The sequence below is a fragment of the Agrobacterium sp. S7/73 genome (assembly GCF_019355535.1).
Taxonomy (GTDB): Bacteria; Pseudomonadota; Alphaproteobacteria; order Rhizobiales; family Rhizobiaceae; genus Agrobacterium; species Agrobacterium tumefaciens.
This window is the reverse complement of record NZ_CP072136.1, coordinates 981,351-996,382: the sequence shown is the minus strand read 5'-3', so window position 1 is coordinate 996,382 and position 15,032 is coordinate 981,351. Positions and strand designations below refer to the sequence as shown.

Here is a 15,032-nt window from a genome sequence, read left to right as displayed (position 1 = left end):
AAAGCCTTCCCCAGCAAACAAAAAAGCCGCCCCGAGGGGCGGCTTTCTCAATACTGAAACGCGCCGATTAACGCGAGTAGAATTCGACGACCAGATGCGGTTCCATGACGACCGGGTACGGAACGTCAGACAGAGCCGGGATGCGAGCATAGGTCGCAACCATCTTGTTGTGATCGACTTCGATGTAATCAGGAACGTCGCGTTCTGCGAGCTGAACAGCTTCGAGAACGGTCACCAGCTGCTTGGACTTCTGGCGAACTTCGATAACGTCGCCCGGCTTGCAACGGTAAGAACCGATGTTGACGCGAACGCCGTTAACCGTGACGTGGCCATGGTTGATGAACTGACGCGATGCGAAAACGGTCGGAACGAACTTGGCGCGGTAGACGATGGCGTCCAGACGCGACTCGAGCAGGCCGATCAGGTTCTCGGAGGTATCGCCCTTGCGACGGTTTGCTTCGTCGTAGGTGGCGCGGAACTGCTTTTCGCGCAGTTCGCCGTAGTAGCCCTTGAGCTTCTGCTTGGCGCGCAGCTGCGTGCCGAAGTCGCTCATCTTGCCCTTGCGGCGCTGACCGTGCTGGCCCGGGCCGTATTCGCGGCGGTTTACCGGGGACTTCGGACGGCCCCAGATGTTTTCGCCCATACGGCGGTCAATTTTATACTTAGCCGATTCGCGCTTGCTCATCGTATTTCCTTCTCAATAGGTTATGCCGGTTTGTTGCCAAACCGGTTTGAGGAAACACGCCCTCCTCTGAAGCCCGTTTCAGGACCTCTGACAGGTTTCTCACATGCGAATGGAGAGACCACGGGACATGTCGGTGATGTTGACCGCCGAACGTCAGCTTATAAACTGCAAGGCAGTCAACGAAACACACCGGACATGACTGCCCGGCGTTGGGGCGGCTTCTAAACACGTTTTACAAATTTGTCAAACAAAGCCCGCCGCTTTTTTCTCGAACTAGCCCTTGAAAAGCTGGAAGGCCCACCCACTTCTAAGCCGTAATCAGGACTCGGGCCCCTCTGGCGTGTTACCGGACAACACGCGATGTCGAGTCTCTTGAAGGTTGGGGCCCACGTTTATTCCTGATACGCGTCCCCATCCGCAAAGCCAACCTCGTCCGGCTAAAGGTTGACTGATGGAGTTCCTCCTCAACGATTTTCTCGGTACCCCCACATGGATGTGGGCGGTCTTCATTTCTCTCGTCCTTGGCCTCTTGGCGCTCGATCTCGGCGTGCTGCACAAGAATTCCAAGGAAATCGGCATCCGTGAAAGCTTGCTGATGTCCGGCTTTTATATCGCCATCGGCTTGGCCTTCGGCGGATGGATCTGGTACCAGTCCGGTGAACAGTCAGCGATGGAATATGTCACCGGCTTCGTGGTCGAAAAAAGCCTCGCCATGGACAATATCTTCATCATCGCGATGATCTTCTCCTATTTCGCCATTCCCCGCCAATATCAGCACCGCGTGCTGCTATGGGGCATCCTCGGCGTGATCGTTCTGCGCGGCATCATGATTGCCGGCGGCGCCGCAATTGTCGAAAACTTCCACTGGGTGCTTTATCTCTTTGCGGCCTTCCTCGTCTTCACGGGCCTCAAGATGCTGTTTTCATCCGACCATGACGAGAACGACATCGGCAATAACCGCATCCTGAAATTCCTGCGTAGCCGCCTTCCGGTAACGGAGAAGCTGCATGGCGAGAAATTCTTCGTCAAGGAGACCGATGCTGCCACAGGCAAGCTGAAGACCTTTGTGACGCCGCTGTTTCTGGCGCTCATCATGGTCGAAATCGCCGACCTCATCTTCGCGGTCGATTCGATCCCGGCGATCTTCGCTATCACCACCGATCCGTTTATCGTCTATACCTCTAACATCTTCGCGATCCTCGGCTTGCGCGCCCTCTATTTCGCACTTGCCGCCCTGATCCACCGCTTCGCCTATCTGAAATACGCGCTGGCTGCGGTTCTGGTCTTCGTCGGCTCGAAGATTTTCGTCGCGGATATGCTCGGCATCGCCAAGATCCCGCCCGCCGTCTCGCTCGGCGTCACCGTCGCCATCCTCGCAACAGGCATCATCGGTTCGCTGATTGCGACGCGCAAGGAAACAAAGGCTATCGAGTAATGATGAGCAAGGAGGAGGCGATTACGCCTCCTCTTTCTTTTTAGATAATGAAATATATGATCTGTATTATTGTTAGCTAGACCGAAATATATTTTCTCAATATTAAAACAAACGTCCAATTCATCGCAAAAATGACTTTTGAAACCGTTGATCAGGCAATCTCAGAAAAGAAACTTTGGCGAGCGAAGGAAATCCTTCAGGGCAGGCTCAGCCATCCTGAAGTCGATCTGGCACTCTTTCAAAAATACGGTGAAGTGCTGCTTGAGATGAACGATCTCATTGAAGCGGGACGGATGTTGTTCTGCTCAGGCGCACGCGACGAGCGTTTCAGGGAAGCGATCACTATATTCCTGTCAAGAAGCAACAGGCGTGAACCGCAACGCTTTCTGGCGCAATTGCCTTCTTCTATTAGACGACAACGGCATCTTGCTGATTTTATCGCTTCGCCGGAATTCGAACGTGACGGATGGACAGCGACCCAGCTCTCCCGGCTCGCTCCCTTGCAAACACATGTCAGCATCCGCCGCTATCAACGGCCGCATCGATTGACCTCGGCACTGTTTATAGCCGTTATTTTTTGCGTACTGGCTCTGAGCCTCAGTGGTCTCTACACGATGATCAGTTTCGCGGTGCGGACTTTGACTGAATAGCGATTATTCGGCCGCCAGCCTCGCATCATCCTCAGCCGCATCCGCATCGCCGGGTGCGGTCTTCGCGTCGAGATCGGGGAACGCCACGATGCGCTTGCCGGAGAAATCGGCGTGTACCACCACAAGCTCCTTCTCCTCGAAATAACCGAGAAGACGGCGCGCACGGCGGGCGGAATGGGTACCGTAAGCGCGGGCAATACGGGCGTCGGATGGGCAAGGCTCCTCATTGAGCGCCGCCTTGACCAACAGCAGGAAAACCCCCTGCAGATCGTCGGAGACCGACATCGACAATTCCAGCGCCTTCTCCCAGCCTTCGCTGGCCGCCATTGCCGCATCCACGCCGGAGCGGGCAATCGCCACCTGCCGGCGGAAATCCGCCAGCGTCATCGGCGTGCCGGGAATACGGCGCATGCGGGCGCGCACCAGAAAATCTTGGTACAGCACGGCGTCCGTGCGATAGGCCGATTGCGGATCGTCGAGAATTTCGACCAGCACCGCCGCGATCTTCTCTTCGCGCTCCTCCGGCGTCAGCTCCGGCTGACCTGCACGTGCCGACTGCTCCGGTGAAGGACCGGCGGCGGCGGGGGTGGAGCGAGAGAGTTCAGCGAGAATATCGGTTGTAGGGCGCGGCGCTGGCGGCGTGCGGCGCGTGGCGGGTCGCGTGAACTCTTCCGGGTCCGGCGTGAAGATCAGATCCTCCACATCCTGCGGTGCATCCGGCAGCGGCATGAGCTTCGGCGAGGAAGACCGCGCCGAGGTTTCCACCGCACCGATGACGATGGGCAACGGGCGGCGCGACAGCGCCGGTCCAAGCGCCACGAAATTGCCGCGCTGCAGATCCCGGAACATTTCCGCCTGCCGCCGGTCCATGCCGAGCAGATCGGCAGCGCGCGCCATATCGATATCGAGAAAGGTGCGGCCCATCAGAAAGTTCGAGGCTTCCGCCGCTACGTTCTTGGCAAGCTTGGCAAGGCGCTGCGTGGCGATGACGCCCGCAAGCCCGCGTTTACGCCCACGGCACATCAGATTGGTCATGGCGCCCAGCGACGCCTTGCGCGCATCCTCGGTCACCTCGCCGCCGACGGAGGGCGCAAACATCTGCGCCTCATCAACAACGACAAGCACGGGATACCAGAATTCGCGATCCGCATCGAACAGGCCGTTGAGGAAAGCGGCAGCGGCCCGCATCTGCTGCTCGATATCAAGACCTTCAAGCGTTAGCACGCAGGAAACGCGGTGCTGGCGGATGCGGTTGGCAATGCCCGCAAGCTCGGCTTCCGTGCGCTCTCCATCCACCACCACATGGCCGAACTTGTCGGACAGCGTGACGAAATCACCCTCGGGATCGATAATGACCTGCTGCACCCATTGCGCCGATTGCTCCAGGAGCCGGCGCAGAAGGTGTGACTTGCCGGACCCGGAATTGCCCTGCACCAGCAAACGCGTTGCAAGCAATTCCTCAATATCGAGCTTGGCCTGCTGCCCGCCCGATAGGGTTCCCATGTCGATGCCGACCTGCAATGTTCCGTTCCTCGTGCTGCATGTCATCCGACCGATTCCCGTAACGGCGGCCGAACATGCTCTTTACCAAAAAATCACCGATTGCGTCTGCCCCGTGCCGATAATGCACAGGCAATTGCGCCACATCTATGCGGCCCCGGACGAGACGCGCGAAAATGATAGCCGCCTGCCAAACACATTCAGCATCAGCCCGATGATGACCAATGCGGCACCGACCACTTCGAAGACGGTAATATGCTCCGCAAAAGCGAGATAGGCGCTGACGAAACCGACAATCGGCACCAGCAGCGAAAACGGCGCCACCGTTCCGGCCGGATAACGTAGAAGCAGGTAACTCCAGATACCCGCGCCGACGATGGTCGCACCATAGGCCATGTAGATCACCACGAGAGCCATCGTAGGCGTCGCATTGCGCAGCCCTTCCGCAATCGCATCAGGTCCCTCCACCACCAGCGAAAGCAGCACCAACGGCAGAACGGGAACAAGGCTCGTCCATGCGACAAAGGAGACCGCATTCACCTGGCCGATGCGGCGATTGACGATGTTGCCGCAGGCCCAGGCAATGGCCGAGCCGACGCCCATCAGCAGCGGTATCAACGCTGCAGCCGTCATGCGCTCCACGCCGATGACCGCCAGCCCGCCAAAGGCAACGATTGCGCCGACGATCTGTGACGGCAACGGCCGCTCGCCGAGAAACACCACGGCCAGCGCCAGCGTGAAGAAGGCCTGCGACTGCATGACGAGCGAAGCAAGCCCTGCCGGCAGGCCGAGCTTGATGGCCGGGTAAAGCAGGCCGAATTGCACGAAACCCATCGCCATGCCGTAAACGATCATATGCCGCCACGGCACATTGGGTTTGGGAAGGAAGAACACCAACGGCACGGCTGCAAACAGATAGCGCACCCCCGTCAGAAACAGAGGCGGCATGTCGGCGACGCCGATCTTGATGGCAACGAAGTTGAAGCCCCACAAAAACACGGTGATCAGGGCAAGAAGAATATGCGGCAACGCCATTTTGTTATGTCCGAATTTCAGGCGATCGACGGGCGTTTTACGCCGAAACCGCCCTCTTCCAGCCAAATGTAATGAGACCGGCGCCGATCAGGAGACCGCCGCCCGTGCGGTTGACGATGCGCTGAACCTTGGGTTTGCGGATCGTATTGCGGGCGGCACTTGCCAGAAGTCCATAAAGCGCCGCATTGCAGCTGGCAAGCACAAGGAATGTCGCTTCGAAAATCAGCACCTGCGGCCAGAAAGGCAGAGTCGGCACCAGAAACTGCGGCAGGAAGGCGACGAAGAAGACAATGCTCTTGGGGTTCAGCGCCGTGACGACATAGGCATGCAGGAAGATTTTGAGCGGCCTTTCACGGCCGGTCACGCCCGTCCCTTCGGCACCTTCTCCGCCGACCGGCGAACGCCACAGCTTGATGCCGAGATAGATGAGGTAAGCCGCACCGATCCATTTCAGACCGGTAAAAAGGGCCGCCGATGTGGCAAGCAGCGCGCCGAGCCCCAGCATGGAGGCCGTCATCGCAGTGAAATCACCAAGCGCCACACCCGTCACCGTCGCGGTGCTCGCCTTGCGGCCATGCCCCAGAGCATAAGAAATCACCAGCAGGATCGTCGGCCCCGGAATGGCAAGCATGATGGCGGATGCGGCCACGAAGGCCAGCCAGTTCTCCAGTGGCATGATGCAATCTCCCCCGTTCGGTCTTTGGAGCAAGCCACCAAAAGCGCCCGGTATCAAGCCAAATTTTCGGAGGCTGTGCCGCTTTGTCATCCAGCGGACGAAGGGGCTGCTGCTGCCGCTTCATCACCTGTGCAAGATCGTAATTTGACTGCATGGCAAGCCATGCCGCGCCGCGCTGACCCCTGCCCGCTCCAGCCGCAGGGCAAGATCAGGGGTAACGCCCGCCCGGACGTTCAGGAGGATAGTGCAACGCGCTATATGCCAGGCCTTTCCGCAGCTTCCGTTATGGAAAACTGAAGTGCGGCAATGAACCCCTCGCAGACGCACCGTGGGTGGATGCAGGATCAAGTCCGGCATGACGGTGGCGCGCATTTCGAACTTCATTAGAAGTGTGAAACGGACAACGGAGCCTCCCCGGCATTTTCTCGCCGGAGAGACTGTCGCCATCAAAACCGCGGCGCCCAGTAAGGAGGGGCCCACTCCCGCCGCATTTTGCGGTCGGACGGCTCCAGGCCGATATCATCCAGAAGACGCTCCGGCAGATCGGAAAGATCGGTCGGCGGCGGGCGCGGCACCATTGCCGCTACGAGAACCGCTTTCAGGGTTTTCCAGACGCCGAATGTGACGAACAGGCGGTCGACCGCATCCGGCAGCGCATATGCTACCAATGGTTGATTTTTCTGCATGGGGAATCCGTCCCGGCGCGGCGAAGCAGCCAGGTCCTTTATCGATGATAAAACGACATGCAGGAACGGCGGGCGCAACACGCGGTAGCGCGGACGCACAATTCAGCTGTCAGACGAAGTGAAGATGCCAAACGGCAGGGAAATCAGGCAGGAAGCCTTATCGGAGGTCGATGCCTCGGGACATGTAACCGCCGATGACCATGCCGGAAAAGCCAGACATGCCGGTAAGGCGCATATTCATATAGTCAGTCATTCCACGCCTCCTTTTTATAGCGGTTACAGACAAGATGCATCTTACACGAGATGCCGGACGCGACAAGAGGTCGCAATCTCGAATTGCAAAAGTCCGGCAGAATAGATGCAAAAATGCAACAAGCCGTTCAGCTCAGCGAGACGCTGAGGCCAAAACCCTGCATCAGCCGCCGTGTGGCGAAATCCGGCTTGCCGGAAGTGAAGACGGCGAAATCGAAACCATCTGGATGCTCCGCATCCTGCGGCAGCGGCACCAGGTGGCGCGCGCGACGGGCAATCGCTTCCGCCGGATCGAGCCAGTCCACCGGCCATGGCGCCAGCCGGCGAAACACATTGGCCATGAAGGGATAATGAGTGCAGGCGAGAACAACGATATCGGTGCGCTTGCCGTCGCTATCGATGAAGCAGGGTTCGATTTCCGCCAGCACCGCTTCATCGGAGATCGGTTCGCCCCTGATCCAGCTTTCGGCCATACGCGCCAGATTTTCCGATCCCACGAGGCGAACATGGCATTGCGTGGCGAATGACTGGATGAGATCGCGCGTATAGGCGCGCTTGACGGTGCCGGGTGTTGCCAGCACGGAAACGAGACCGGAACGGGTGCGTTCGGCCGCAGGCTTGATAGCTGGAACAGTGCCGACGAAGGTCATATCAGGAAAGCGCGCCCGAAGATCGGCACCTGCCAGTGTGAAGGCGGTGTTGCAGGCAATGATGCAGACTTCGGGGCTATAGTCTTCAAGCAGCTTTTCGAAGAGCGAAAGAATGCGCGCTTTCAGCGCCTCCTCTTCCCAGCCGCCATAGGGGAAACCGGCGTCGTCGGCCACATAGATGAAACCGCGCTCGGGCATCAGCACGCGCGCCTCGCGCAGTACCGTCAGCCCGCCAATGCCGGAATCGAATACCAGCACCGGTTTGAGAACATCGGCCAGAGCCTCAGTCGTCTTCAGCATTCTCCCCAGCCCTCTCCGACAATGGTCCCTCCGCCGTTCCGGCCCGGCCTGCCTGCTTAGGCCACTGCCGGGGAAAACGATCGAGTGACCTGATCACGCCACGGAAAACACTGATTTCCTGCTCGGAAAAGCCGCGTCTCGACAGCACCGCACGCAGATTGTCCACCATTTTCGGCTTTTTTTCGGGCGGATGAAAATATCCGCGCGCATCGAGCGCCTCCTCGATGTGTTCGAACAGGCCGAAGACCTGTTCCTTGGTCGAGGGCCGCTGCTCGATGGGCTGGAAAAGCGTCTCGTCCAGATCGTCCATGCCGGATTTCATCCACTCATAGGACATCAAAAGCACGGCCTGCGCGATATTGAGCGAGGCGAAGGCGGGGTTGACCGGAAATGTCACGATCTCATCGGCCAGCGCCACTTCTTCATTGGTAAGGCCCCAGCGCTCACGCCCGAACAGGATGCCGGTTCTTTCACCCGCCTTGAACTTCGCGCGCAGCGTGCCGGCTGCGGTAACGGGGGCACGAACCGGTTTGAAACCGTAACGCTCCCGCGCGGTCGTGGCATAGACGAAATTGAGATCCTTGATCGCCTCTTCCAGCGTCTCGAACACCTTAGTCCCGTCGATGACATGATCGGCCTTGGAAGCGGCGGCGCGCGCCTTCTCGTTCGGCCAGCCGTCACGCGGCTTGACGAGGCGAAGTTCGGCAAGACCGAAATTGGCCATTGCCCGTGCCACCATGCCGATATTTTCGCCGAGCTGCGGTTCGACCAGAATGATCGCCGGGCCTTCCGCCACAAGTTCAAGCTCGCTGTTTGTGCCTGCCATCGTCGTTTTCCAGTTTCTGAAGCGCCGCATCGATTTTCAGGCCGATGCGTTTTATGGTTTTCGCGCATTTCCAGACTGAAAACCGGTCGCCGCTTTTCCTGAAAATGCTCTAAAGCGCGCTTCACTGGCACAGATCGGCGCCAAAATCAAAGCCGGGGCAGGCAGAACGCCCTGTTATTCGCCCTTGATGATCGCCGCCATCTCTGCGCGTAGCGAATCCCTGCCCTCGTCTCCAACCCGGTGAATGTCGCTGATGACAGGCTGGCCGTTTTCCTCGATGACATCGAAATGCACCTCGTCGACCGTTGCCTTCATCTCTGCCTCATCCATGCAGGCCCAGAGCTTGAACTTCGCCGTCACGTCAGTCACGCCGTCCTTCACCTCACCGGGCGTTACCGAAACATCCACCAGCGGACAGCCATCCTGCGAGTTGGTCACCACATCGTAGCCGAAGGGATCGCCGGTCTCGCCGCTTTCCGCCTCGTAAGCCGGCTTCTTGGAAGCTTCGCGGTATTGGGCAATGAAGTCCTTGCTGAACAGGCTGGTCAGCATGTCCTCGTCGAAGATGTATTTCCAGTTTTCCGCATCGCCGGACCAGTTCTTGACGGTAATGTCCATCACCTTCTGGACGGGATCGGCAGGGCCGGCCGCAAGGGCGCTGTGGGAAAAGAGGACGGCGGCAGTCAGAAGCAGAATATTCCGCATGATGTGATCCCGGAGGTAGGCCCGACGCGCGGGCGAAGCGATTCGCCTGACTGTATTCCGGCAATATGGTTTGGCAATGCGCAAAGCGTTATTGCACCGCGCCAAAAAAGCGCCCCCCATGGCTTTGCCTCAGGCGCGCGCGATGCTATAGCCGCACCGGATATTTTTCCGAATACCGGCGTCACCAGGCGCCACAGCTTCGAAGGTGAGGAATTCATGGCAAAGATCAAGGTAGCCAATCCAGTCGTCGATCTCGACGGCGACGAAATGACCCGTATCATCTGGCAGCTCATCAAGGACAAGCTGATCCTGCCATACCTCGATCTCGACATCGAATATTATGACCTCTCGGTCGAAAACCGCGATGCTACCAACGACCAGGTAACAGTCGATGCGGCACACGCCATCAAGAAGCACGGCGTCGGCATCAAGTGCGCGACGATCACACCGGACGAGCAGCGCGTCGAGGAATTCGGCCTGAAGCAGATGTGGAAGAGCCCGAACGGCACGATCCGCAACATTCTGGGCGGCGTCATCTTCCGCGAGCCGATCATCTGCAAGAACGTTCCCCGCCTCGTTCCCGGCTGGACGAAGCCGATCGTCGTCGGCCGCCACGCCTTCGGCGACCAGTACAAGGCAACCGATTTCAAGTTCCCCGGCAAGGGCAAGCTGACGATCAAGTTCGTCGGCGAAGACGGTCAGGTCATTGAAAAGGACGTCTTCGACGCTCCGAGCGCTGGCGTTGCACTCGCAATGTACAACCTTGACGAATCCATCCGCGAATTCGCCCGCGCATCCATGATGTACGGCCTGATGCGCAAGTGGCCGGTTTACCTGTCCACCAAGAACACCATCCTGAAGGCCTATGACGGCCGCTTCAAGGACATCTTCGAAGAAGTCTACCAGACCGAGTTCAAGGCGAAGTTCGATGAAATCGGCATCATCTATGAACACCGCCTGATCGACGACATGGTCGCCTCCGCTCTGAAGTGGTCCGGCGGTTACGTCTGGGCCTGCAAGAACTACGATGGCGACGTTCAGTCTGATACGGTTGCCCAGGGCTTCGGTTCGCTCGGCCTGATGACCTCCGTTCTCCTGTCGCCGGACGGCCGCACGGTTGAAGCTGAAGCGGCACACGGCACGGTCACGCGCCACTACCGCCAGCACCAGAAGGGTCAGGAAACTTCGACCAACTCGATCGCTTCGATCTTCGCCTGGACCCGTGGCCTCGCCCACCGCGCCAAGCTGGACGACAATGCAGAACTCGCAAAGTTCGCAGCAACGCTCGAAACCGTCTGCGTCGACACCGTCGAAAGCGGCTTCATGACCAAGGACCTCGCGCTCCTCATCGGTCCGGACCAGCCCTGGCTCTCCACCACCGCCTTCCTCGACAAGATCGATGAAAACCTCAAGACGGCGATGGCGGCTTAAAAGAACGGGGCGCTGCCCGTTTGAAATATCGACAAAAGGAAACCCGGCCGCAACGCCGGGTTTCTTTTTTTGTTCACAGTATCTTGCTTAGATGTTGCACTAGGCGCAGACTTCGATTCCGCAGCGTGCCGCAGTCAGAAAAATAAAAATGTATAGCTGAAACAGCATAAAACGACACATAACTTGTCCGGCACAGTCAAAAATTCATGTGGTTACCAGCGCGATCCTTCGGGAAAACAGATAATGCTGTGGACTATAAAAACGCACCGTGTCAGCGCGAACTGCGCGCAGGTTTTCAATGATGCTTTTGCAATTTTGCTTGGGGAGGCAAAGCAATGAGTGAATTGATCTTCTACACCAATCCCATGTCGCGCGGACGCATTGCGCGATGGATGCTCGAGGAAGTGGGCGTTCCCTACAAGACAGAGATACTGGGCTTCTCGACGTCGATGAAATCGCCGGCCTATCGGCTGATCAACCCGATGGCCAAGGTGCCCGCCATCAAACACGGCGACACCATTGTCACCGAAGCGGCAGCGATCTGCGCCTATCTGGCGGATGCCTTTCCGGGTGCCAACCTTGCGCCGACGCCCAAAGCGCGCGGACTTTATTACCGCTGGATGTTTTTTGCTGCCGGTCCGTTGGAAATGACAACCAGCATGAAGGCGATGGGGTTCGAGGTGCCGCAGGAAAAGCTGCGTATGGCTGGCTGCGGCAGCTATGCGGATGCGATCAACACGCTCGAACGTGCCGTCAGCGAAAACCGCTTCATCGCCGGCGATCACTTCACTGCGGCGGATGTCTATGTAGGTGCCCATGTCGGCTGGGGCCTGCAGTTCGGCACAATCGAAAAACGTCCGGCCTTCACGGACTATATGGCGCATCTGACCGACCGCCCCGCCTTCAAGCGGGCCACCCAGCTTGACGAAGCGGCAGCGAAGGATATGCAGGCAGCGGGTTGAGGAAACTGACAGGCATTTCGCCTGAAAGCGGAGCACGAGCGCTTACAAGGGTCACAAAACGGATTTTGGAAGCGGGCTTATTCGTTGGGCTGGGCGAGTGGTTCGCCGATCTCGATTGCATGCCCGTCCGGATCATAAAAACGGAACACTCTCTGTCCCCATGCCTGCCGCTCAACGGGATGGATCAACTCCACATGCGGCGCAATATTCCGAAATGCCGCATCGACATCCTCGTGTTCGAAATAGAGCAGCAGGTTCCGTCTGCCGTAAGGTTTGTCCGTGTCCGGCGATGTCCGCCAGACCGTCTGTTCGAGCGAACGCCCCTCATGGATTGCAAAGCCGCTTTCAAAGAGGACGAAATTTCCGAAATCGTCCAAAACCTTCAGGCCGAGCCTGTCACGATAAAACTCCTTGGAGCGGTTGATATCGCACACGAAAGGGATGGGATTTACAAAGCGCATCACGTTCCTTTCGGATTTCAACATCCAGAATCAAAAAGGCGGGGTAGAACCCCGCCTTTTTTTCAATTCATCCAGATCAGGCCGCGAGCGCTGCCGCCACCGCGTTGATGGCGTCCTGTGCCTTGGCGCCATCGGGGCCGCCGGCCTGCGCCATATCCGGGCGTCCACCGCCGCCCTTGCCGCCGAGGGCCGCAGAGGCCGTGCGGACGATATCGACGGCGCTGAACCGGCCAGTCAGATCCTCGGTCACGGCAGCAACAGCACTTGCCTTGCCGTCTTCGGACACGGCGATCAGCAGCACGACGCCGGAGCCGATATTTGCCTTGGCTTCATCTGCAAGACCCTTGAGGTCCTTGGCATCGATGCCGGACAGGGATTTTGCGAGGAAATTGACGCCCGCAACCTGCTGTACGTCGTTTGCGCCGGCATCCGACGAGCCGCCGCCCATTGCGAGTTTCTTGCGGGCATCCGCAAGCTCGCGCTCCAGCTTCTTGCGCTCGTCGAGAAGTCCCTCGACACGCGACAGCACATCGCCCGGCTGAACCTTCAGAGACGACGCCAGTGCCTTTACGCGCTCATCCTGCTCGGAGAGATAAGCAAGCGCGCCTTGACCCGTTACGGCCTCAAGACGGCGCACGCCCGCACCGACGGCACTTTCGCCGAGAATGCGGATAAGGCCGATCTGGCCGGTTGCGGCAACATGGGTGCCGCCGCAAAGCTCGACCGAGTACGGACGGTTGGCCTTCGCACCGTGAACACCGGTGCCCATGGAGACAACGCGGACTTCATCGCCGTATTTTTCGCCAAACAGTGCCATAGCACCCTCGGCGATGGCGTCGTCAACGCTCATCAGACGCGTCACGACAGGCGAGTTCTGCAAGACGATCTCGTTTGCCATTTCTTCGACGACCTTCAGCTCCTCGGCCGACATCGGCTTCGGATGCGAAACGTCAAAGCGCAGACGCTCGGGTGCGACCAGCGAACCCTTCTGAGCAACGTGCGTACCAAGCACCTCGCGCAGCGCCTCATGCAGCAGGTGGGTGGCGGAGTGGTTGGCGCGCAGACGCGAGCGGCGGTCGTGATCGACCGTCAGCTGCACGGCGTCATCGAGCTTCAATCCTCCCTTGGAAACCGTGCCGGAATGCACGAAAAGGCCCTCGCCCTTTTTCTGGGTTTCTGAAACGGTAAAGGTGCCGTTATCGCCAGAGATTACGCCGGTATCGCCCATCTGACCGCCGGACTCGCCATAAAATGGCGTCTGGTTGACGACGATCTGCACCGTCTCGCCCTCGGCAGCACTATCCACCGACTTGCCGTCCTTGACGATCGCCTGAATAACGCCCTCGGCGGTTTCAGTGTCGTAACCAAGGAATTCGGTCGCGCCGAGCTTTTCCTTCAGTTCGAACCACACCGTTTCGGTCGCCTTATCGCCGGAACCAGCCCAGTGCGAGCGTGCTTCCGCCTTCTGGCGCTGCATGGCATCGGTGAAGCCGGAAATATCGACGCCGATTTCGCGGGCGCGCAATGCGTCCTGCGTCAGATCGAGCGGGAAGCCATAGGTATCGTAAAGCTTGAAGGCGGTTTCGCCGTCCAGCATATCGCCCTTGTGCAGGGTCGAGGTGGCGTCGGACAGCAGCGACAGGCCGCGTTCCAGCGTCTTGCGGAAACGGGTTTCCTCAAGCTTCAGCGTCTCGGAGATCAGCGCCTCGGCGCGAACCAGTTCCGGATAGGCGCGGCCCATCTGCTGTATCAGCGCCGGCAGCAGCTTGTAGATCAGCGGCTCGCGCGAACCGAGAAGCTCGGCATGGCGCATGGCGCGGCGCATGATGCGGCGCAGAACGTAACCACGGCCCTCATTCGACGGCAGGACGCCATCGGCGATCAGGAAAGCGGAGGAGCGCAGATGATCGGCAATGACGCGGTGGCTGGCGCGCTTCTCGCCCTCTGCCGGAACGCCGGTCGCTTCGACGGAGGCCGAAATCAGCGCCCGGAACAGATCGGTGTCGTAATTGTCGTGTTTGCCCTGCAACAACGCCGAAATGCGCTCGAGACCCATGCCGGTGTCGATAGAAGGGCGCGGCAGATCGATGCGCTCTTCCTTCGTCAGCTGCTCATATTGCATGAAGACGAGGTTCCAGATTTCGATGAAACGGTCGCCATCCTCTTCCGGTGAACCGGGCGGTCCGCCCCAGATATGATCGCCGTGGTCATAGAAGATTTCCGAGCAGGGACCGCACGGACCGGTATCGCCCATGGCCCAGAAATTATCGCTGGTCGGAATACGGATGATGCGATCGTCGGAGAAACCGGCGATCTTCTTCCAGAGATTAAAAGCCTCGTCGTCGGTGTGATAGACCGTGACCAGCAGACGGTTGCGATCGATGCCGAATTCCTTGGTAATCAGGTTCCAGGCATGGGTAATCGCCTCTTCCTTGAAATAGTCGCCAAAGGAGAAATTGCCGAGCATTTCGAAGAACGTATGGTGACGGGCCGTATAACCGACATTGTCCAGGTCGTTATGCTTGCCACCGGCGCGCACGCATTTCTGCGCCGAGGCAGCGGTGGAATAAGGACGGCTTTCGAGACCGGTGAAGACGTTCTTGAACTGCACCATGCCAGCATTGGTGAACATCAGCGTCGGATCGTTGCGCGGCACCAGCGGGCTGGAGGGCACAATCTCGTGTCCGTTCTTCTTGAAGTAGTCGAGAAAGGTCGACCGAATTTCATTCACACCGCTCATGCCCACACACCGCTCACAGCTGGAGTCCATCACCGCCA

14 protein-coding genes are annotated in these 15,032 nt (G+C 58.7%); 4 read left to right on the top strand and 10 right to left on the bottom strand.

Features of this window, described 5'->3' with window-relative positions:
• Positions 1 to 67: 67 nt before the first annotated feature.
• Entirely contained in the window at positions 68 to 685 is a 618-nt protein-coding gene (gene rpsD, locus J5276_RS04660; protein WP_003516040.1) for a 30S ribosomal protein S4, read from the bottom strand.
• A gap of 451 nt (positions 686 to 1,136) precedes the next feature.
• Here rpsD and J5276_RS04655 point away from each other — a divergent pair, with 451 nt between their 5' ends.
• The gene (locus J5276_RS04655; protein WP_003516041.1) at positions 1,137 to 2,120 is read left to right on the top strand and encodes a TerC family protein; all 984 of its coding nucleotides are present in this window, start codon (positions 1,137 to 1,139) and stop codon (positions 2,118 to 2,120) included.
• A gap of 131 nt (positions 2,121 to 2,251) precedes the next feature.
• A complete protein-coding gene (locus tag J5276_RS04650) occupies positions 2,252 to 2,770 on the top strand; it encodes a hypothetical protein (protein ID WP_112154602.1) in 519 nt (172 codons plus the stop codon).
• Positions 2,771 to 2,773: 3 nt separating this feature from the next.
• Here J5276_RS04650 and J5276_RS04645 read toward each other — a convergent pair whose 3' ends face one another.
• From J5276_RS04645 to J5276_RS04615, 7 genes are all read right to left on the bottom strand, one after another.
• Positions 2,774 to 4,291 carry an ATP-binding protein gene (locus J5276_RS04645; protein WP_025593912.1) on the bottom strand — a complete coding sequence of 506 codons (1,518 nt, stop codon included), beginning with the start codon at positions 4,289 to 4,291 and terminating at the stop codon, positions 2,774 to 2,776.
• Positions 4,292 to 4,417: 126 nt separating this feature from the next.
• A complete protein-coding gene (locus J5276_RS04640; protein ID WP_025593913.1) occupies positions 4,418 to 5,305 on the bottom strand; it encodes an EamA family transporter in 888 nt (295 codons plus the stop codon).
• Between the two features lie 37 nt (positions 5,306 to 5,342).
• Positions 5,343 to 5,981 (bottom strand): LysE family translocator, encoded by a 639-nt coding sequence (locus tag J5276_RS04635; protein WP_019567084.1) that lies wholly within the window; start codon positions 5,979 to 5,981, stop codon positions 5,343 to 5,345.
• Positions 5,982 to 6,427: 446 nt separating this feature from the next.
• Positions 6,428 to 6,667: a DUF1127 domain-containing protein gene (locus J5276_RS04630; protein WP_013636401.1), complete on the bottom strand. Its 240-nt coding sequence runs from the start codon at positions 6,665 to 6,667 to the stop codon at positions 6,428 to 6,430.
• Positions 6,668 to 7,047: 380 nt separating this feature from the next.
• Positions 7,048 to 7,869: a glutamate racemase gene (gene murI / locus J5276_RS04625; RefSeq protein WP_013636403.1), complete on the bottom strand. Its 822-nt coding sequence runs from the start codon at positions 7,867 to 7,869 to the stop codon at positions 7,048 to 7,050.
• Complete coding sequence (locus J5276_RS04620; RefSeq protein ID WP_003516049.1) at positions 7,853 to 8,695, bottom strand: RNA methyltransferase; 843 nt, start codon at positions 8,693 to 8,695, stop codon at positions 7,853 to 7,855. The genes murI and J5276_RS04620 overlap by 17 nt, the downstream gene beginning before the upstream one ends.
• 174 nt (positions 8,696 to 8,869) lie before the next feature.
• Entirely contained in the window at positions 8,870 to 9,400 is a 531-nt protein-coding gene (locus tag J5276_RS04615; protein WP_162632902.1) for a hypothetical protein, read from the bottom strand.
• 216 nt (positions 9,401 to 9,616) lie between these two features.
• Here J5276_RS04615 and J5276_RS04610 point away from each other — a divergent pair, with 216 nt between their 5' ends.
• Positions 9,617 to 10,831 (top strand): NADP-dependent isocitrate dehydrogenase, encoded by a 1,215-nt coding sequence (locus J5276_RS04610; protein WP_003516051.1) that lies wholly within the window; start codon positions 9,617 to 9,619, stop codon positions 10,829 to 10,831.
• Positions 10,832 to 11,166: 335 nt separating this feature from the next.
• The gene (locus tag J5276_RS04605; RefSeq protein WP_003516054.1) at positions 11,167 to 11,793 is read left to right on the top strand and encodes a glutathione S-transferase family protein; all 627 of its coding nucleotides are present in this window, start codon (positions 11,167 to 11,169) and stop codon (positions 11,791 to 11,793) included.
• A 77-nt stretch (positions 11,794 to 11,870) separates the two neighbouring features.
• On the opposite strand, the gene J5276_RS04600 is transcribed toward J5276_RS04605, so the two are convergent.
• Both J5276_RS04600 and alaS read right to left on the bottom strand, forming a co-directional pair.
• On the bottom strand, positions 11,871 to 12,254 hold the full coding sequence (locus tag J5276_RS04600) for a VOC family protein (RefSeq protein WP_111782482.1): 384 nt from the start codon (positions 12,252 to 12,254) through the stop codon (positions 11,871 to 11,873).
• A 76-nt stretch (positions 12,255 to 12,330) separates the two neighbouring features.
• Positions 12,331 to 14,994 carry an alanine--tRNA ligase gene (gene alaS, locus J5276_RS04595; protein ID WP_003516058.1) on the bottom strand — a complete coding sequence of 888 codons (2,664 nt, stop codon included), beginning with the start codon at positions 14,992 to 14,994 and terminating at the stop codon, positions 12,331 to 12,333.
• Positions 14,995 to 15,032: the final 38 nt, after the last annotated feature.